The sequence below is a fragment of the Rhizobium sp. BK313 genome (genome assembly GCF_014193655.1).
In the GTDB taxonomy this organism is placed as follows: Bacteria; Pseudomonadota; Alphaproteobacteria; order Rhizobiales; family Rhizobiaceae; genus Rhizobium.
In genome coordinates, this window is record NZ_JACHZQ010000003.1 from 718,700 (window position 1) to 735,037 (window position 16,338).

General features: G+C 60.0%; 19 protein-coding genes. 10 read left to right on the forward strand and 9 right to left on the reverse strand.

All coding sequences use genetic code 11. From position 1 onward, the window contains the following. The first annotated feature begins 8 nt into the window (after positions 1 to 8). A complete protein-coding gene (glcF, locus tag FHT86_RS19875) occupies positions 9 to 1,328 on the forward strand; it encodes a glycolate oxidase subunit GlcF (protein ID WP_133708537.1) in 1,320 nt (439 codons plus the stop codon). Between the two features lie 83 nt (positions 1,329 to 1,411). Here the strand turns inward: glcF and FHT86_RS19880 are convergent, their stop codons facing one another. The 3 genes from FHT86_RS19880 to FHT86_RS19890 all read right to left on the reverse strand — a co-directional run bounded on the left by FHT86_RS19880 (position 1,412) and on the right by FHT86_RS19890 (position 3,616). Continuing rightward, positions 1,412 to 1,759, reverse strand: coding sequence for a DUF6881 domain-containing protein (locus tag FHT86_RS19880; protein WP_133708538.1), 348 nt, complete (start codon positions 1,757 to 1,759; stop codon positions 1,412 to 1,414). Between the two features lie 74 nt (positions 1,760 to 1,833). Beyond that, positions 1,834 to 2,502: an outer membrane protein gene (locus FHT86_RS19885; protein ID WP_133708539.1), complete on the reverse strand. Its 669-nt coding sequence runs from the start codon at positions 2,500 to 2,502 to the stop codon at positions 1,834 to 1,836. A 220-nt stretch (positions 2,503 to 2,722) separates the two neighbouring features. Beyond that, complete coding sequence (locus FHT86_RS19890) at positions 2,723 to 3,616, reverse strand: AraC family transcriptional regulator (protein ID WP_133708540.1); 894 nt, start codon at positions 3,614 to 3,616, stop codon at positions 2,723 to 2,725. Positions 3,617 to 3,768: 152 nt separating this feature from the next. Between FHT86_RS19890 and FHT86_RS19895 the strand changes: the two genes are divergently transcribed. Continuing rightward, complete coding sequence (locus FHT86_RS19895) at positions 3,769 to 4,611, forward strand: oxidoreductase (RefSeq protein WP_133708541.1); 843 nt, start codon at positions 3,769 to 3,771, stop codon at positions 4,609 to 4,611. A 98-nt stretch (positions 4,612 to 4,709) separates the two neighbouring features. Here FHT86_RS19895 and FHT86_RS19900 read toward each other — a convergent pair whose 3' ends face one another. After that, positions 4,710 to 5,411 (reverse strand): L,D-transpeptidase, encoded by a 702-nt coding sequence (locus FHT86_RS19900; protein WP_133708542.1) that lies wholly within the window; start codon positions 5,409 to 5,411, stop codon positions 4,710 to 4,712. A 195-nt stretch (positions 5,412 to 5,606) separates the two neighbouring features. Then, positions 5,607 to 6,404 carry a L,D-transpeptidase gene (locus tag FHT86_RS19905; RefSeq protein ID WP_133708543.1) on the reverse strand — a complete coding sequence of 266 codons (798 nt, stop codon included), beginning with the start codon at positions 6,402 to 6,404 and terminating at the stop codon, positions 5,607 to 5,609. A gap of 302 nt (positions 6,405 to 6,706) precedes the next feature. Between FHT86_RS19905 and FHT86_RS19910 the strand changes: the two genes are divergently transcribed. The 3 genes from FHT86_RS19910 to FHT86_RS19920 are packed head-to-tail and all read left to right on the forward strand — an operon-like array spanning position 6,707 to position 8,630. Continuing rightward, complete coding sequence (locus FHT86_RS19910) at positions 6,707 to 7,336, forward strand: DNA-3-methyladenine glycosylase I (protein WP_133708544.1); 630 nt, start codon at positions 6,707 to 6,709, stop codon at positions 7,334 to 7,336. Then, on the forward strand, positions 7,333 to 7,929 hold the full coding sequence (locus FHT86_RS19915; protein ID WP_133708545.1) for a hypothetical protein: 597 nt from the start codon (positions 7,333 to 7,335) through the stop codon (positions 7,927 to 7,929). Before FHT86_RS19910 ends, FHT86_RS19915 begins: the two co-directional genes overlap by 4 nt. 53 nt (positions 7,930 to 7,982) lie before the next feature. Next, positions 7,983 to 8,630 carry a hypothetical protein gene (locus tag FHT86_RS19920; protein ID WP_133708546.1) on the forward strand — a complete coding sequence of 216 codons (648 nt, stop codon included), beginning with the start codon at positions 7,983 to 7,985 and terminating at the stop codon, positions 8,628 to 8,630. A gap of 6 nt (positions 8,631 to 8,636) precedes the next feature. Here the strand turns inward: FHT86_RS19920 and FHT86_RS19925 are convergent, their stop codons facing one another. Next, positions 8,637 to 9,341: an HAD family hydrolase gene (locus FHT86_RS19925; protein ID WP_133708547.1), complete on the reverse strand. Its 705-nt coding sequence runs from the start codon at positions 9,339 to 9,341 to the stop codon at positions 8,637 to 8,639. A 304-nt stretch (positions 9,342 to 9,645) separates the two neighbouring features. Here FHT86_RS19925 and FHT86_RS19930 point away from each other — a divergent pair, with 304 nt between their 5' ends. After that, positions 9,646 to 10,695 carry an aldo/keto reductase gene (locus FHT86_RS19930; RefSeq protein ID WP_133708548.1) on the forward strand — a complete coding sequence of 350 codons (1,050 nt, stop codon included), beginning with the start codon at positions 9,646 to 9,648 and terminating at the stop codon, positions 10,693 to 10,695. A gap of 86 nt (positions 10,696 to 10,781) precedes the next feature. After that, a complete protein-coding gene (locus tag FHT86_RS19935; RefSeq protein WP_246779579.1) occupies positions 10,782 to 11,342 on the forward strand; it encodes a LysR substrate-binding domain-containing protein in 561 nt (186 codons plus the stop codon). A gap of 51 nt (positions 11,343 to 11,393) precedes the next feature. On the opposite strand, the gene FHT86_RS19940 is transcribed toward FHT86_RS19935, so the two are convergent. From FHT86_RS19940 to FHT86_RS19950, 3 genes are all read right to left on the reverse strand, one after another. Further along, positions 11,394 to 11,762 carry a DUF305 domain-containing protein gene (locus tag FHT86_RS19940; protein ID WP_133708549.1) on the reverse strand — a complete coding sequence of 123 codons (369 nt, stop codon included), beginning with the start codon at positions 11,760 to 11,762 and terminating at the stop codon, positions 11,394 to 11,396. Between the two features lie 84 nt (positions 11,763 to 11,846). Continuing rightward, complete coding sequence (locus tag FHT86_RS19945) at positions 11,847 to 12,224, reverse strand: hypothetical protein (RefSeq protein ID WP_133708550.1); 378 nt, start codon at positions 12,222 to 12,224, stop codon at positions 11,847 to 11,849. 67 nt (positions 12,225 to 12,291) lie between these two features. Next, positions 12,292 to 12,819 carry a 2'-5' RNA ligase family protein gene (locus FHT86_RS19950; protein ID WP_133708551.1) on the reverse strand — a complete coding sequence of 176 codons (528 nt, stop codon included), beginning with the start codon at positions 12,817 to 12,819 and terminating at the stop codon, positions 12,292 to 12,294. A 134-nt stretch (positions 12,820 to 12,953) separates the two neighbouring features. Between FHT86_RS19950 and hisS the strand changes: the two genes are divergently transcribed. Genes hisS through hisG form a run of 3 tightly spaced genes read left to right on the forward strand, consistent with a single transcriptional unit; the run spans position 12,954 to position 16,282 of the window. Next, on the forward strand, positions 12,954 to 14,468 hold the full coding sequence (gene hisS / locus FHT86_RS19955) for a histidine--tRNA ligase (protein ID WP_133708552.1): 1,515 nt from the start codon (positions 12,954 to 12,956) through the stop codon (positions 14,466 to 14,468). Next, positions 14,469 to 15,587: an ATP phosphoribosyltransferase regulatory subunit gene (locus FHT86_RS19960; protein ID WP_133708553.1), complete on the forward strand. Its 1,119-nt coding sequence runs from the start codon at positions 14,469 to 14,471 to the stop codon at positions 15,585 to 15,587. It abuts the gene before it with no gap. Continuing rightward, on the forward strand, positions 15,587 to 16,282 hold the full coding sequence (gene hisG, locus FHT86_RS19965; RefSeq protein WP_133708554.1) for an ATP phosphoribosyltransferase: 696 nt from the start codon (positions 15,587 to 15,589) through the stop codon (positions 16,280 to 16,282). The genes FHT86_RS19960 and hisG overlap by 1 nt, the downstream gene beginning before the upstream one ends. Positions 16,283 to 16,338 lie beyond the last annotated feature (56 nt).

The window sequence follows — 16,338 nt, forward strand, 5'->3', positions numbered from 1 at the left end:
ACTGCCTGATGCAAACCAACTTCACCCTTGCCCAGCTTGCCGATCCGCATGTCGCCGAATCCGAGGCGATCCTGCGCAAATGCGTGCATTGCGGCTTCTGCACCGCCACCTGTCCAACCTATGTGACGCTCGGCAACGAACTCGACAGTCCGCGCGGCCGAATCTATCTGATCAAGGACATGCTGGAAAACGGCAGGCCGGCCGATACCGAGGTGGTGACGCATATCGACCGCTGTCTCTCCTGCCTTGCCTGCGCGACCACCTGTCCGTCGGGCGTCGACTACATGCACCTGGTCGATCACGCCCGTATCCATATCGAGGAGACCTACAAGCGGCCCGCGATGGACCGGTTGACGCGCAACGTGCTGGCCGCAGTCCTTCCCTATCCCGGTCGCTTCCGCTTGGCGCTCAACCTTGCTCGCTTCGGGCGACCGTTCAGGGCGTTGATGAAACGCATTCCGGCGCTGAGCCCCTTCGTTGCGATGCTCAATCTCGCACCGCGCTCCATCCCGGCGCCGTCGCCTTTCGCCAAGCCCGGACGGCATAAACCGCAGGCGGAGCGACGTGGGCGGGTGGCGATCCTGACCGGGTGTGCTCAGCCTGTGCTCGATCCGGCCATCAACGAGGCGACCATCCGGCTTCTCACTCGCCTTGGCGTCGAAGTGGTGGTGCCGGAAGGCGAGGTCTGCTGCGGTTCCCTGGTTCATCATATGGGCCGCGAGGAACAGGCGCTGGCCAGCGCCCGCGCCAATATCGATGTCTGGATGCGGGAGATCGAAGCTGGGGGGCTCGATGCGATCATCATTACGGCGTCCGGCTGCGGCACGACGATCAAGGACTACGGCCACATGCTGCGGCTCGACCCCGTCTATGCCGACAAGGCCGCAAGAATCTCGGCGCTCGCCAAGGACATTACCGAATATCTCGCGGGCCTCGATCTGCCATCGCACATGCCGCGCGGCATCACTGTCGCCTATCATTCCGCCTGCTCGATGCAGCACGGCCAGAGGATCACCATGGCGCCGAAACTGCTGCTGAAGGCAGCGGGTTTCACTGTGCGTGATCCGGCTGAAGGGCATCTCTGCTGCGGATCGGCCGGCACCTACAACATCATGCAGCCGAAAATCTCCGGCGAGCTGAAAGTGCGCAAGGTCAGGAATCTTGAGGCAACGAAGGCCGATATCATCGCGACCGGCAATATCGGCTGCATCACGCAGATCGCGACGGGAACGGGGATGCCGATCCTGCACACGGTCGAATTGTTGGATTGGGCCTATGGCGGAGAGAGGCCTGGAAAGCTGGATGGGCTCGAGCTGGCAGTCGGCTAAAGCCATTCCAGGAAAAGTGCAAAGCGGTGTCTGAAATTGCGAAACATAAGGCGGTTCCACAATTCGGTGAAAAGCTGAGCCGCTTAGTGCGGCCGGCTCGGCGAGGATGGCCGGTGTGCCTGCCATTCCACTTCGAATTTGTCGGCGTCGATAAGCGTCAGGCTTATCCGGTCTTGCCCGTCCTGGAAGAAGACACCGTCGACCAAGCCGGCAACACCGTCGTAGAACGAACCTTCGACGAGGCTGCAGACACCCGCCATCCCGGGCTTCCGGCCAGAGAGATCGGTAACGGACATACATTCCCTTCGGCCATCGGCAAACACGTCGATGAGCCGCGGGACGTCTCCTTCGGCGTCAACCTCGTAGTAGATGACGACCGGCTCCTCGCTTTCCGGATGGATCCAGTCGCATCGGTAATAGGAAAAACTCATGCGCCATTGTCTATCACGGAAACCCCTAAATCGGAATCGACTTAGGGGTTCGACAATAGCAATGGCCGGATCTCTTAGAAGTTGAACGATACGCCGAAATCGATGGCATGGGTGAAGACATCGGTCTTCAGGTTAGCGCCGCTATCGATCGGGACGTTCACGAAGTTGTAGTTGCCCTTGTATTCGACGAAGGTCGCCCAGTGCTGGCTGATCTGGTAGCTGACACCAGCCTGCGCCTGCAGCGATGCGCCGCCGAACTCGTAATCGAAGGTGCGACCGGAGGCGCGTGTCACTTCGACATGCGGCACGTTGATACCGGCGCCGAGGCCGACATAGGGCGTCCACTTGCGGCTCGGATCCTGGAAGCGATAGAGCGCGTTAAGCGTCAGCATGTTAAGGCCGTCGGTGAACTCGAAATGCGACCAGCCGGGTGTGTTGCCGAGATCGCCATAGACCTTGGCGTGCGTGTAGTCGAGCGAGACACCCCAGTTCGACTTGTTGAACTCGTCCAGCCACCAGATGCCGCGAAAGCCGAAATAGGGCGGCATCTTGAAGGATTTGCCTGACCAATTTGGATCGAAATCAGCGCCGTCAGACGTCTTGACGTTGGTGCCGGTCGCGCCCTGGACGCCGCCGTAGGCAGAAAACTGCATTTCCGCCGAGGCCGAGCCGGCGCCGAAGACAAAAGCTGAAATCGCAAGCGCGGCGACGGCCGGCTGCCCGATGCGAAGTGCACGATGCATGTAAAATCCCCGAATGGCAAAGTGTCGCTATCTAAGCGTGCTTCTGTGACAGTTCTATTGCGGCTTAGGTGGGGAAGCTGACACCAAACTGAATCAAAGCGGCAGTTTGCCGGGCGTGGAACACGATAAATTTAGAGTTGTTACACCTGCGCCACAGTGCGTGTTGCCAGACATGTAAGCCGCGGCCACATCTCCTTGCTGGATCGCTCACTCCAGGCGGCTAGGCGACGCCCTGCTCCGGCATCGGCTCCGCTCGCAGCCGCGCCGCGTCCCGCCCGGGGGACGCTCCGAACATCCGGCTGTATTCGCGGCTGAATTGCGAGGGGCTGTCGTAGCCGACATCGAAACCAACGGCGGCGACGTCACCCGTCTTGGCGAACAGCCGGGCGCGGGCTTCCAGCAGGCGGATTTGCTTCTGGTATTGCACCGGGCTCATGGCCGTCACCGCACGGAAATTGCGATAGAACGTTGAGGGAGTCATCCCGGCGGCGCCAGCCAGATCTTCGATCTTGAGAATCTCGGCATAATGGGTCCTGATCCAGCGGATTGCCCGGCCAATCTGCGACAGCCGGCTGTCGATAAGGCCGATCTGGCGCACGATCGCGCCTTGCTCGCCGGTGAGCAGTCGCCAGAGGATTTCCCGTTCCAGCATCGGTCCAAGCACTGCCGCATCGCCCGGACGATCGATAAGTCGAATGAGGCGAATGATCGAATCCAGCAATTCCGCCGGGGCGTCGCTGACGGCCATGCCTGCCGGCTCGCTGACGCTGAGCTCGCCCAAGGAAGCCTCCAGCAGCAGCGTTGCGATCACCTCTGGCCTGAGGTTCAAGCGAAAAGCCAGATAGGGTTCTTCAGGGCTTGCGCGCACCACATGGCTGACAATCGGCAGATCGACTGAAACGACAAGATATTGGCCGGCACTATAGTCGAACAGCTTATCGCCTAGCACGGCGCGTTTCCCACCTTGCGCGACCACCGCAAAGGCGGGCTCGGAAACGACGTTGACCGGCGGGGTCGGAGCAGCCGACGCGACCAGCCGCAAGCCAGGAAGCGGTGTCAGGTGACTGCCGCAATGGGCTGAGATCAGCGAGCGAAGTTCGGCGAGCGGTTCCATGATCCTACTCAAACAGGCAGGCTTGCCGCGCGCAAGCCTCGGAAGCATGTTTCAGTCATCATTGAGAGAATCGTGCAAGAATATGCAGGGATCGGTCTACTGCTTCGTCCTCGCTGTATGCTTTCATAAGGCTCCATGACAGGAGACCAGACATGCAGAAAACATGGTTCATCACGGGTGCCAGCCGCGGGCTCGGCACCCATATCGCCCAGGCCGCGATCCGCGCCGGTGACCGCGTGGTTGCCACCGGTCGCAAGCGCGAAAGCGTCACCGCAGCACTCGGGCCGGACAGCGATCAGCTTTTTGCCGTCGCGCTCGACGTCACCGATGCCGCCCAGGTGCAGGCATCGATCGACGCGGCGGTCTCTCGCTTTGGAGGGATCGACGTGCTGGTCAACAATGCCGGCTATGGCCACCTCGGCTTCTTCGAGGAAAACACGATGGAGGATGTGGAGACGCAGTTCGACACCAATCTCTACGGCGTCTTCCGCGTCACCTGGGCCGCGTTGCCCGTTATGCGCGCCGTCCGCAAGGGTCTGATTTTCAACGTCTCGTCGGTCGGCGGTTTGCGCGGTTCGGAATTCGGTTCCCTTTACTGCGCGACCAAGTTCGCCATGGAAGGCTTTTCGGAATCGCTCGCCGTCGAGGTCAAGCCTTTCGGTATCTCGGTCACCATCGTCGAGCCGGGCCCCTTCCGCACCGACTTTCTGACGCCGGAATCGCTCCGTGTCGGCGTCAAGACGATAGCCGATTACGACGAGCGCCGGGCGATGTTGCGCGCCTCCTTCGAGCAGCGCAACGGCTCTCAGCCGGGCAACCCGCAAAAGCTTGCCGATGCCATGGTGGTGCTCGCGAACGAAGCCGAACCGCCGATGCGTTTCCTCGGCGGTCAGTTTGCGGTCGATGCTGCAAGTGCGAAACTTAGGGCAATGCAGGCGGAGTTTGATCGCTGGCGAGACTTGGCAATCGGCACGGATGGGGACAATCCCGCCTGATCGCGCACATCAACTGAAGGGCGGATATTGGCCAGCCTCGGACCGGCTAACAGCCGGTCCTTTGCTTTTGTCATCCTGGGCCTGCCGAAGGGCGCTTCTCAGCTGCCAAACATCGTGCGCAGGACATCGATGCCGCGGTCCTCGAAGCTCACTTCGCCCTGGCGATTGCCGGGGCCGACGACGATGACCTTGGTGCCGACCGGGGTGCGATCATAGAGATCGATGACATCCTTGTTCATCATGCGGATGCAGCCGGACGACATGTTCAGACCGATGCTCCAGGGCTGATTGGTGCCGTGGATGCGAAACGCCGTGTCGTTGCCGTTGCGATAGAGGTACATGGCGCGGGCGCCGAGCGGGTTGCCTTCGCCGCCTTCCTGAAAGGTTGGCAGCTTGTGGCCTTTCTTGGCCTCACGGACACGCATCTCCGGGGGCGGCGTCCAGCCCGGCCATTCGGCCTTGCGGCCAACCTTGACGACGCCCGACCAGCCGAAACCGTCGCGCCCGACGCCAATGCCGTAACGCCGCGCCCGGTTATCGCCTTGGATGAGATAAAGATATTTGTTGTTGGTATCGACGATGATCGTACCCGGCGCTTCATTGGTCGTCAGCCGCACGATCCGCCGCTGAAACTGCGGCTTGACCTGTCCCTGCGGCTCGGTCGCCACGCGGATGACATCGGTGCGCGTCACTTGCGCGACATGAGGTGCAGAGGTGCTGAAGGCCGCGGCATCCGATGCCGCCATAAGGCACGACATAACAATGCCCGCCGCCGCCACGACCGGTAGTATTGACTTCATCTCTCATTCCCCTCTCGAGTTATCCGGCAAGAAACTAACGAAACTTACGAGAGGATCAAGATGAAACTGTAGATGGCAGGGATCGAGGCAATGGAGCCGCTGTTCCGGTGCCTGGGGTATTATCGTTGGGTTATATCGATGCTCGCAATATCGTCGCTGCGCCCGATGAACCGTGCGCAGCAATCTTGGTAGCTATCACATCACTATAACACGCGTCCCGACCTTCACGCGGTCGTAGAGATCGATCACGTCCTCATTGCGCAGACGGATGCAGCCGGATGACACGGCATTGCCGATGGTCCAGGGAGCATTCGTGCCGTGAATGCGATAGAGGGTCGAGCCGAGATACATGGCGCGGGCGCCGAGAGGGTTAGCTTCGCCGCCCTCCATATGGGCCGGCAGATAATGCCCTTTTGCGGCTTCGCGCGCCAACATTTCCGATGGCGGCGTCCAATCTGGCCACTCCTGCTTACGAGTGACGGTATGGGCACCGGCCCATTCGAAGCCGGGTTTGCCGACGCCGACACCGTAGCGCCGCGCCTTGCCGCCATCCATCACCAGGTAGAGGAAGCGGTTGTTGGTATCGATGACGATGGTGCCAGGCTTTTCCTTGGTTTGGTAGTCGACGATCTGTGGCAGGAACTGCGGGTCGAGTTGGCCGCGGATTGCCGGATACTGTGGTCGCACAACAGCGACCGGCTGCACGATGGGACGTGCAAACAAGCCGCGCGGCTGGATCACCCGCCGCACTTGCGGATTGACGACCTGGTTATCCGCCGGATTGTTCACCGGGTTGACTGCCTGGCGCACTACAGGGCGAGTGGCATAGACGGCCGGCTGCACATTGGCGCCGCCGAGTTGCATCACCCAAGGGGCGGTCAAGTCGGGGCTGACGATGACTGGCGGGCGCGACTGGTAACGGTCGTCGGCGAAAGCGTTGGACGCGAGCAGGGTCAAGGCGCCTGCAGCGAATAAAATGCATTGTTTCATCATCGGACAAACTCTCTACAAATGGGCCGAGGATGGGCGTAATTGCGCCCGGTCCCGAATATGGTGCCACTTGCACGCCAGCGAATAGTAAACTTCTATTCATCAAAATGCCGCGAAGCCGATAAACCTTTGTCAGGGTTACTACTTGGTTTGGAAAGACGGTTTGCAAGTGGTAAACCTTGAATCGAGATGACTTGCCTTCGAATCGTCCTCTCGGTCTTAAGCATTTGATTGGCCTGATCTTATCCGATAGCTGCCTGCCAGTTTTCGAGATCATGCTCTGAAATAGAGGACGAACTGCGAAAATGGCCGGAACGGGCATCATTACCGGTGAGGATGGCAAGGACCGCTGCTTTTGGCACGGCAATCTGCCGGAATATCAGCGCTATCATGACCAGGAATGGGGCAGGCCTGTCATCGATGACATCAGGCTCTTCGAAAAGATCTGCCTGGAGGGATTTCAATCCGGCCTGTCCTGGTTGACGATCCTGCGCAAGCGCGAGAATTTCCGTGCCGCCTTTGCCGGTTTCGATTTTGAGAAGGTGGCCAAGTTTGGCGAGGCCGATATCGAGCGTTGCCTGGGCGATGCCGGCATCATCCGCCATCGCGGCAAGATCGTCTCGACCATCAACAATGCCCGCCACGCCATCGAGCTGCGCCAGGAATTCGGCTCGCTGGCGCGCTACTTCTGGAGCCATGAGCCGGCAGCCGCAGAGCGTCCGGCCCTTGTCGACTATCCAACCATCGCCGCCAATCCGACGACACCCGCCTCGGTGCGGATCTCGAAGGATCTGAAGAAGCGTGGCTGGACCTTTGTCGGTCCAACCACGGTCTACGCTTTCATGCAGGCCATGGGCCTTGTCAACGATCACATTGAAGGCTGCTATTGCCGGAAAGAGGTGGAGGCGATGCGCAATGCATTGGTGCGCCCATGAGGCATTTGCTGCTTGCCTTTTCCCTGCTCATTTTCGCTGTGCTTGGCGGTCAAGCCGCCTATGCGCAGGATACCCAGGATGATGACAGCACACAGGGTGCCCAGCAGACGCCGCTTCCGGAACTCGACCGTGGCGAGACCGTCGAAAAGCTCGGTTTCCCCGCTGTCGTGGAGAAATTGACGGGCTGGACGAAGTTCGGCAAGGGCAAGGTCTATACGCTGCCGCTCAAGAAGGGCCAGCATGTCCGGGTCACCTTCAGCTCGAAGAGTAAATACGCCTATATGGCGATCTTCGATCTCTCCTCGAATGATGACGAATCCTTCTTCGGCACCGACGAAGACGGCATGACCGCCGATGTCACCGTCAATGAGGACACGACATGGCTGATCAAGCCCTATTACTCCCGCGTCACCCGCCGCCGCGGCCTCGGAGCACCCTACGAAATCCTCATCGATCCCAACCCGCCGGCCACACAGCAACCGGCAGGTCAAGAGCAGAACCAGCCGGCGGATCAAGCACCTTCATTGTTTCCCAAAAAACCGGCAGGCCAAGCGCCGTCGCTGTTTCCCAGCAAATCTTCTCAACCGCAGTAAGTTTTTTTTGATTGCTGCCCGTTATAGCTGATTGCTTCGGCTACGGGTGGATCATGCTAGTTCTGGATCAGGGATTTCTGGGGAGTTATCCGTGCGGCTCGCGCATGGGTATTGTCTTTGCAGGCGCCTTGGCTGCTCAGGCTGCAATGCTCGCGGCATACGTGGTTGCCACCCGTTGGCCTGAAAATCCCGTCGAGATGCTAAACAGGGATCCGTTTGTTACACGCCGGAACTGCATTATTTTCGCTATCTGGCTAATAGTGTCGTCCTTAGTCGCCGTCGTCTGCATGTGGTCGCGCACCGAGACGCTTCTCGCCATGGACGCGAACTTCATCGTCGAGACGAGTTGCGAGGGGCCGTTTTCCGGCGAATATCTGTTGGATCGCGCAAAGACAAGGGTCAGCTACATAACGGAGACAACGATTGGACACACCTCCATGCGGCGCGCAGAAATCCCCAATTGGTATGGATACAGACGCAGAGAAGAGAACTATCTGGAGCTGACCGAGCCAGGCAAAGATCGGACGCTTTATGTTCAACTGGACAATAGCCGGAATCTCGCCAATCTGGCCGAACTCTCGCCGAGAGCTATCAGCAGCTACATGGACTACAAGAGAGATAGGAAGATCAACGGATTTCCGAAACCAGCGACGATACCGCAACTGGAGCCGCCTTTCCAAAAGATCGTTCGCAGGTTCTGAAGGCCTTCAGCCCAGTCCCCCGATCACCCCTTGCAACTCCCCGAGATGTCCGATCTTCCGAAACCTCGGGGCCTCAGTCGGCTCCTCGACATGTTCGAAGGCCCAGGTGAGTTCGTGCGGCACGAAGACGCCGTAGCTGCCGGCGGCGAGCGCGGGCACGATGTCGGATTTCAGCGAGTTGCCCACCATCATCGCCCGTTCCGGCCCGTCGCCGACTTTCGAGAAGATACGACGATAGGTTGACGCATTCTTGTCGGAGACAATTTCGATGGCATCGAAGAGATCGCCGAGGCCGGATTGCGCGAGTTTGCGCTCCTGATCGAAAAGATCGCCTTTGGTGATCAGCACCAGCAGATAATTGCCCGCCAACGCTTCCAGCGTCTCCCGGACATGGGGAAGCGTTTCGACGGGATGGGCGAGCAGATCGCGGCCGATGTCGAGGATTTGTGCGACCACGGTCGTCGGTACCTTGCCCTCGGTGATCTCGATCGCTGTCTCGATCATGGAAAGCGTGAAACCTTTGATGCCGAAGCCGTAGTGGCGCAGATTGCGCTTCTCAGTTTCTAGCAATCCTTGGGAAATGTTTTCACTCTCGGCATAGTCGGCAAGCAGTTCGGTGAACTGCTGTTCCGTCAGACGGTAGAATTGTTCGTTCTGCCAGAGCGTGTCGTCGGCGTCGAAGCCGATCGTGGTCAGCGGGCGCTGCGTCATGGAAATTCTTGCCCTTGCGGATTGTATGGATGCGAGAGTCTATCGCGCGCCGAAACGGAGGCAAGAGCGAAGCGCCGGTAACTGCATCGTGATCGGTGCCGGGTATCGCGTTGACATCGGATTCCGGTGCATTATGTCGATGTTGTCTCGATGGCAGCGGCGCCAAGACCGCTACTCGACGACTTTCTCCGGACCTCCCAAGACAGCGCGGATGAGCGGCTGTCATGCCGAGGCCAATAGCCAAGAGATAAGAATTCACCGGCCGGAAGCCACCTTCCGACGGACTACAAGGGAATTTCCTCAGATGCGTTACAACCAACTCGGCAATACCGGCATGTTCGTCTCCGAACTTTGCCTCGGCACTATGACCTTCGGCGAAGCCAATCCCAACAGCAACTGGGGCGCCATCGCCGATGTCGACCAGGCAACGGCCGACAAGATCGTCGAAAACTCGCTCGCAGCCGGCGTCAACTTCATCGACACCGCTGACGTCTATTCCTTCGGAAACTCGGAAAAGCTGCTCGGCCAGGCGCTGAAGAACGTCGGCGTACCGCGCAAGGATGTCGTCATCGCGACCAAAGTCTACGGCGTCATGGGCGATAAGCCCAACGACCGCGGTGCGTCGCGCGGCCATATCATGGATTCGGTCGAAGCCAGCCTCGAGCGGCTGCAGACTGATCATATCGACCTCTACCAGATACACGCCACGGATTCGGTGACGCCGATTGATGAGACGCTGCGCGCTCTCGACGATCTCGTTTCTCGCGGATTGGTGCGCTATGTCGGCGTCTCCAACTGGCAGGCCTGGCGCATCGCCAAGGCGCTCGGCATCTCCGAACGCCGCGGCTTTGCACGCTTCGAAACGGTGCAGGCCTATTATTCCATCGCCGGGCGCGATCTCGAACGCGAAATCGTGCCGTTGATGGCGGAAGAGAAGCTTGGCCTTATGGTCTGGTCGCCGCTTGCGGGCGGTCTTCTTTCCGGCAAGTTCGGCCCTGGCGCGCCCGGCAACGGCGAAGGTCGCCGCGCCAGCTTCGACTTTCCGCCGGTCGACAAGGATCGCGCTTGGGCTTGCGTCGCTGCCATGCGCGAAGTGGCCGAGAAACACGGTGCGAACGTCGCCACAGTGGCGCTAGCCTGGATCCTGGCGAAGCCCTTCGTCACCAGCATCATCATCGGCGCCAAGCGTCTCGATCAGCTCGACCAAAATCTGGCCGCCGTCAAACTGAAACTGGATGCAGACGATCTCGCCAAACTCGACGAAGTCAGTGCGCTGGCTTCGGAATATCCCGGCTGGATGATCCCGCGCCAGGGCGCCGCTCGCCGGCCGCAGCCTTTCGAACCGAAGGCCTGAGCCGTCGAATCACGAATGAAGTGCCGCCGCCTCGCAAAGGTGGGACGGCGGCGCCTGCCGTTCGTCACGGCTCGAAGTCCGATCTGTTGATACCCACGGCCGCCGGGCTGTTGTCTCATCATCCCGGTCTGCAATTGGAGCTCATCGGCGATGCCCGTAACTTCAATCTGACCCGACGCGAGGCTGACATGGCCCTGCGTCTAGCGAGGCCGGCCGACATGGCCAACAGCAAAGTGGTGGCGCGGCGGATCGCTACCCTGAACTACGCAATCTACGTGGCAGCCGGAAAACGCGATCAAGCGGAAAGACTGCCCTGGCTAGTCTATGAGGATGGGATGATGCATTTGCCGCATGCCCGCTGGATCGCCGCGCAGGTGGAAAAATCGGGCGAAGGCAGCGCTCTTGCGGTGAATGACGCGGAAGCATTGCTGCAGGCCGCGATCGCCGGATTGGGCCGGGCGCTGCTGCCTGTAATTCTGGTCGAGCGTGTCGACGGGCTCTGCCGCGTCGATATCGATGACAAGACCTTGCCGGTGCGGGAGGTGTGGCTGTTGACGCATGCCGAGCTTCGCCACCTCGCCCGGATTCGAGCGGTCGCGGAATGGCTGGATCGGGTGTTTCATATTCCACAGTCTAAGAAAGGCTAATGGCGACGAGAGGCGACAGAAATGCCGCCTCTCGCTTTGCTTTTTCCCGGCTTATTTGCCGTGCTTCTTCAGCCAGGCGTTCATCTCCTTGATTTCGGCTTCCTGCGCCTTGATGACGTTCTCCGCCAGTTTGCGCAGCTCCGGGTCCTTGCCATATTTGAGCTCCACCTTGGCCATGTCGATCGCGCCCTGGTGATGCGGGATCATGCCGCGGACGAAATCCGCGTCGGCATCGCCGCTGTAGGTGATCATCATATCGTTGTGCATCTTGCCCATGACATCGTTGAATGCCTTGCTGGATGCGCCCTGGTCGCCCATCGGCTTGCTCATATCCATGCCGGACATGTCGTCGGCGAGGGTGGGGATGGCGAGGGAGAACGCGAAAGCGGCGGCGAGGATGATGGATTTTGAAACAGGCATGAAAATTCCTTTCCGTTTCTGGACGGCATCTGAAGTCTTGCGCGGAAAAATCCGCTTCGTTGATGGATGAAAATCAGGAACGCGTCAGGCGAAACGGGGAGGCGGCGCTGTTGGCGCTGGACGGGAATCATGAAGCCGCTGGCCATGCGCCGGCGCCGGGTAGGAGAATGCCGGAGCCTTGCCGTCGTCCACCGCAAGCCATGGCGCCATCGCGAGGCAGGCGGCACAAGATGGCACATGCGCCATACCCTCGGAGCAGGGGTTATCCGGTTTCTTGTCGGTGTGTATGGCCATGGAACCGTGATCCATGCCGGGCATGCCTGCCATGACGCCGTTTATGTTCATGCTGGAGATTGCCGGCGTCCCCGTCTCTGAATCACAGACGGGGCAATTCGCCAGCGCCGGCATGGCGCCGTAGAACAGCCAGGCTATCAGCATTGTCCAGATCGCGAAGAGACGCATGAAGGAAGCCTAAATTCGTGTCCGCAAAAGGCAAGCGAAAATTGGGTCTGCCAACGATGGCAGGAATTCACGACGTCAGTTTGATCTCGCTGAGGATTTCGACGGGATGGGCTCTGACGCTATCCGCGACATCGAACGTCACGGCAAATCTTGCCGGCGTTTCCGTTGCCCATTTCAATGCAGCCTCGGCGGATGTCATGGGGATGTTCATGGCGATCGTGCAATGAGGCCGCCAATGGTCGGGACGATAGTGATGGTGACACAGCATGGGATCGATCTCGCTGTGAAGGGCGTGGTGTACGCGCCGCAAAGCGCTGTCGTCGATGGGACAAAGCCACAGCACCAGCAAATCGTTTGGAAAATGGCGGATGCCTGAAAATTCCACTGACACCACAGGAGAGCCATGAAAAACCTTGCGAACTGCGTCGTGGAGGCGAGCAGGCGAAATGTCCTCGTAGACCGCCAGCGTCAGATGGGGAGGGTAGTTCAGCCCCTCCATTGATGGGGTCGTTTCGAAGACGCTGGCTTGCCGCCAGAGATCGAGAATCGGTGTCGCCGTATCGTTGGAGCATTTCAGGCTGATTGCGTAGGGCACGGCTTCTATGTCCCCTTCTGTTGCTTCTGTCCGTTTTGTTGGTTTTGACGGACGACAATATACAACAATCCTTGCCGCATCCCGCTCTATCCGCTAGTTAACCGCCACTGTTCCCGTACCGGATTATCCAACAAATGAGCGATAAACAGAAGAAACCGCAAAAGCTCAAGGCCCGCCTGCCGCGTGGCTTTGTCGATCGTTCGGCGGGCGATATTCGCGCCGTCAACGAGATGACCGCTAAGATCCGGGCTGTCTATGAGCATTATGGTTTCGATCCCGTCGAGACACCGCTATTCGAATATACCGATGCACTTGGCAAATTCCTGCCCGATAGCGACCGTCCGAACGAGGGTGTGTTTTCGCTGCAGGATGATGACGAGCAGTGGATGTCGTTGCGCTACGACCTGACGGCGCCGCTCGCCCGTCATGTCGCGGAGAATTTCAACGAGATACAGCTCCCCTACCGCACCTATCGCGCCGGCTATGTTTTCCGTAACGAGAAGCCGGGTCCGGGCCGTTTCCGCCAGTTCATGCAGTTCGACGCCGATACGGTCGGCGCGCCGGGCGTGCAGGCCGATGCCGAAATGTGCATGATGATGGCCGATACGCTCGAAGCGCTCGGCATCAAGCGCGGCGATTACGTGATTCGCGTCAACAATCGCAAGGTTCTGGACGGCGTTCTCGAAGCAATCGGCCTCGGCGGAGACGACAAGGCCGGCCAGCGTCTGAACGTCCTGCGCGCCATCGACAAGCTCGACAAATTCGGCCCGGAAGGGGTGTCGCTGCTCCTCGGGCCAGGCCGAAAGGACGAGTCGGGTGATTTCACCAAGGGCGCCGGGCTGGATGCGGATCAGATCGAAAAGGTGCTCTTCTTCGTCGGCATCAAGGATTATGCCGAAAGTGCTGTCCGGCTCGCAGAGCTGGTCGCCGGTACATCCAACGGCAGTGAAGGCGTCGAGGAACTGAACCTGATCGGCTCGCTGGTCACCAGTGCCGGCTATCAGTCAGACCGCATCAAGATCGATCCATCTGTCGTGCGTGGCCTCGAATATTATACCGGCCCGGTCTACGAGGCCGAGCTGCTGTTCGACGTCACCAATGAAAAGGGCGAGAAGGTCGTCTTCGGCTCGGTCGGTGGCGGCGGCCGTTATGATGGGCTGGTATCGCGCTTCATGGGCCAGCCGGTTCCAGCGACTGGCTTCTCCATCGGTGTCTCGCGCCTGATGACGGCTCTGAAGAACCTCGGCAAGCTCGGACAGGATGAGGTGATCGCACCCGTCCTCGTCACCGTCATGGACGGTGATGTCGAGGCCATGGGCCGCTATCAGCGCTTCACGCAGCAGCTACGCGCTGCCGGCATTCGCGCGGAGATGTTCCAGGGCAACTGGAAGAAGTTCGGCAATCAGCTGAAATATGCCGACCGCCGTGGCTGCCCGATCGCCATCATCCAGGGTGGCGACGAGCGTGCTGAGGGCGTCGTCCAGCTCAAGGATCTGATCGAGGGCAAGCGCCTCTCCGGCGAAATCGAGGACAATGCGAGCTGGCGCGAAGCCCGCGTCGCGCAGGAAACCGTGCCCGAGGCCGAATTGATCGCCAAGGTGCAGGCGATTTTGGCGGCACAAGCGGAAGATCGTAAGAGGGCGGGATAAATGCCCCTGATCAACCTTCCCGATTTCGCTGATGATCTTCTGGCCGAATTCGTCGCCCGTCGGACGGAGCGGGTGGATACGCCGATCATCCAGCCGGCCGAGCCGTTTCTGGATATGGCGGGCGAAGACCTGCGCCGTCGTATCTTCATGACCGAGAACGAGACCGGCGCCAGCCTTTGCCTGCGTCCGGAATTCACCATTCCTGTCTGCCTGCGCCATATCGAGACTGCAACGGGCACGCCGAAGCGCTATTCCTATCTTGGCGAAATCTTTCGCCAGCGTCGCGAAGGCGGCAATGAATTCTATCAGGCCGGGATCGAGGATCTTGGTGATCGCGATATCGCCAGCGCTGATGCCCGCCTCATTGGAGACGCCATCGGTATTCTCGATCGGCTGGTGCCGGGCAGGGCGCTATCGGTGACACTCGGCGATCAAGCGGTGTTCGAGGCGGTCGTCCAGGCGCTTGGCCTGCCGTCCGGCTGGCAGAAGCGGTTGGTTCATGCCTTCGGTAATATGATGCATCTCGAAACGCTGCTGGCGCGGCTGGCAAGCCCGCAGCCGGTGACCGGCCTTGAGCCACATGTGCTGGATTTTCTGACGCGCGGCGATGAGCCGGGGCTTGTCATGCATATAGACAGTACAATGCAGGCGACCGGTTATTCCACCAATGCCAGCCGCTCGCCGCAGGAGATCGCCCGTCGTCTTCGCGAAAAGCTGGTCCTGTCGGAAACCCATCTCGATGATGCGGCTTTCGGTGTCCTGGAAGAGTTCCTGTCGCTCAGCCTGCCGCTCGCCGACGCGTCTTCTGCGCTGGCCGGCTTTGCCGATGCGGCCGGGTTGAAGCTGGGGACCGCTCTTGAGCGTTTCGACGCCCGCGTCGCAGCTCTTGCCGATGCCGGTGTCGATGCAGCGCAGATCGAGTATCGCGCCGCCTTCGGCCGTCCGCTCGACTATTACACCGGCCTCGTCTTCGAGGTGACGGTGGAAGGATCGACGGCGGTGCTCGCCGGCGGCGGCCGTTTCGACCGGCTACTGACGCTGCTCGGCGCGAAGGACCATATTCCGGCCGTTGGCTTCGCGCTTTGGCTCGATCGGATCGAAACCGCGAGGGCCGCCTGATGACCATCACCATTGCGCTTCCCTCCAAGGGCCGGATGAAGGACGATTGCTCCGCGATCTTCGAGCGCGCCGGCATGCCCATCGTTGCCGTCGGCAATGACCGCTCCTATCGCGGCCGTGTCGAAGGCTGGGACGATGTCGAAGTCGCCTTCCTGTCGGCTTCGGAAATCTCGCGCGAAATAGGCAATGGCAGCGTCGATTTCGGCGTTACCGGCGAGGATCTGGTGCGCGAGGGGTTGGCCGATGCCGACCGCCGCGTCGAGTTCTGTGCCCGCCTCGGCTTTGGCCATGCGGATGTCGTGGTTGCCGTCCCGGATATCTGGCTTGATGTCGACACTATGGCTGATCTGGGCGATGTCGCCGCTGATTTCCGCGCACGGCGCGGACGCAGGCTGGCGATCGCCACCAAATATTGGCGGCTGACGCAACAGTTCTTTTCCAGCCAGCACGGCATTCAGCTCTACCGTATCGTCGAAAGCCTCGGTGCGACGGAGGGGGCGCCTGCCGCCGGCTCCGCTGACATTATCGTCGACATCACCTCGACCGGCTCGACGCTGAAGGCGAACCATCTGAAGGTGCTCTCCGACGGTACCATCCTGCGCTCCGAGGCTTGCCTCGTCCGCGCACGCAAAGAGAGCCATGAGGGCGATCCGATGGTTCAGCGCATCATTGCCGCCGTGCGCGCCGCTCTCTGATATTTCCTGATCTGTTTGACGATATGAAAAAGCCCGCCGGGAAAAACGGCGGGCTT

Coding starts and splice junctions, on each gene's coding strand:
- FHT86_RS19945 (WP_133708550.1), bottom strand. CDS start 12,224: ATGCGTCTCTTCGCGATCTGGACAATGCTGATAGCCTGGCTGTTCTAC.
- FHT86_RS19940 (WP_133708549.1), bottom strand. CDS start 11,762: ATGCCTGTTTCAAAATCCATCATCCTCGCCGCCGCTTTCGCGTTCTCC.
- FHT86_RS19885 (WP_133708539.1), bottom strand. CDS start 2,502: ATGCATCGTGCACTTCGCATCGGGCAGCCGGCCGTCGCCGCGCTTGCG.
- FHT86_RS19960 (WP_133708553.1), top strand. CDS start 14,469: ATGCCCCTGATCAACCTTCCCGATTTCGCTGATGATCTTCTGGCCGAA.
- FHT86_RS19915 (WP_133708545.1), top strand. CDS start 7,333: ATGAGGCATTTGCTGCTTGCCTTTTCCCTGCTCATTTTCGCTGTGCTT.
- FHT86_RS19910 (WP_133708544.1), top strand. CDS start 6,707: ATGGCCGGAACGGGCATCATTACCGGTGAGGATGGCAAGGACCGCTGC.
- FHT86_RS19920 (WP_133708546.1), top strand. CDS start 7,983: ATGCTAGTTCTGGATCAGGGATTTCTGGGGAGTTATCCGTGCGGCTCG.
- FHT86_RS19905 (WP_133708543.1), bottom strand. CDS start 6,404: ATGATGAAACAATGCATTTTATTCGCTGCAGGCGCCTTGACCCTGCTC.
- FHT86_RS19895 (WP_133708541.1), top strand. CDS start 3,769: ATGCAGAAAACATGGTTCATCACGGGTGCCAGCCGCGGGCTCGGCACC.
- FHT86_RS19890 (WP_133708540.1), bottom strand. CDS start 3,616: ATGGAACCGCTCGCCGAACTTCGCTCGCTGATCTCAGCCCATTGCGGC.
- hisS (WP_133708552.1), top strand. CDS start 12,954: ATGAGCGATAAACAGAAGAAACCGCAAAAGCTCAAGGCCCGCCTGCCG.
- glcF (WP_133708537.1), top strand. CDS start 9: ATGCAAACCAACTTCACCCTTGCCCAGCTTGCCGATCCGCATGTCGCC.
- FHT86_RS19880 (WP_133708538.1), bottom strand. CDS start 1,759: ATGAGTTTTTCCTATTACCGATGCGACTGGATCCATCCGGAAAGCGAG.
- FHT86_RS19900 (WP_133708542.1), bottom strand. CDS start 5,411: ATGAAGTCAATACTACCGGTCGTGGCGGCGGCGGGCATTGTTATGTCG.
- FHT86_RS19925 (WP_133708547.1), bottom strand. CDS start 9,341: ATGACGCAGCGCCCGCTGACCACGATCGGCTTCGACGCCGACGACACG.
- hisG (WP_133708554.1), top strand. CDS start 15,587: ATGACCATCACCATTGCGCTTCCCTCCAAGGGCCGGATGAAGGACGAT.
- FHT86_RS19930 (WP_133708548.1), top strand. CDS start 9,646: ATGCGTTACAACCAACTCGGCAATACCGGCATGTTCGTCTCCGAACTT.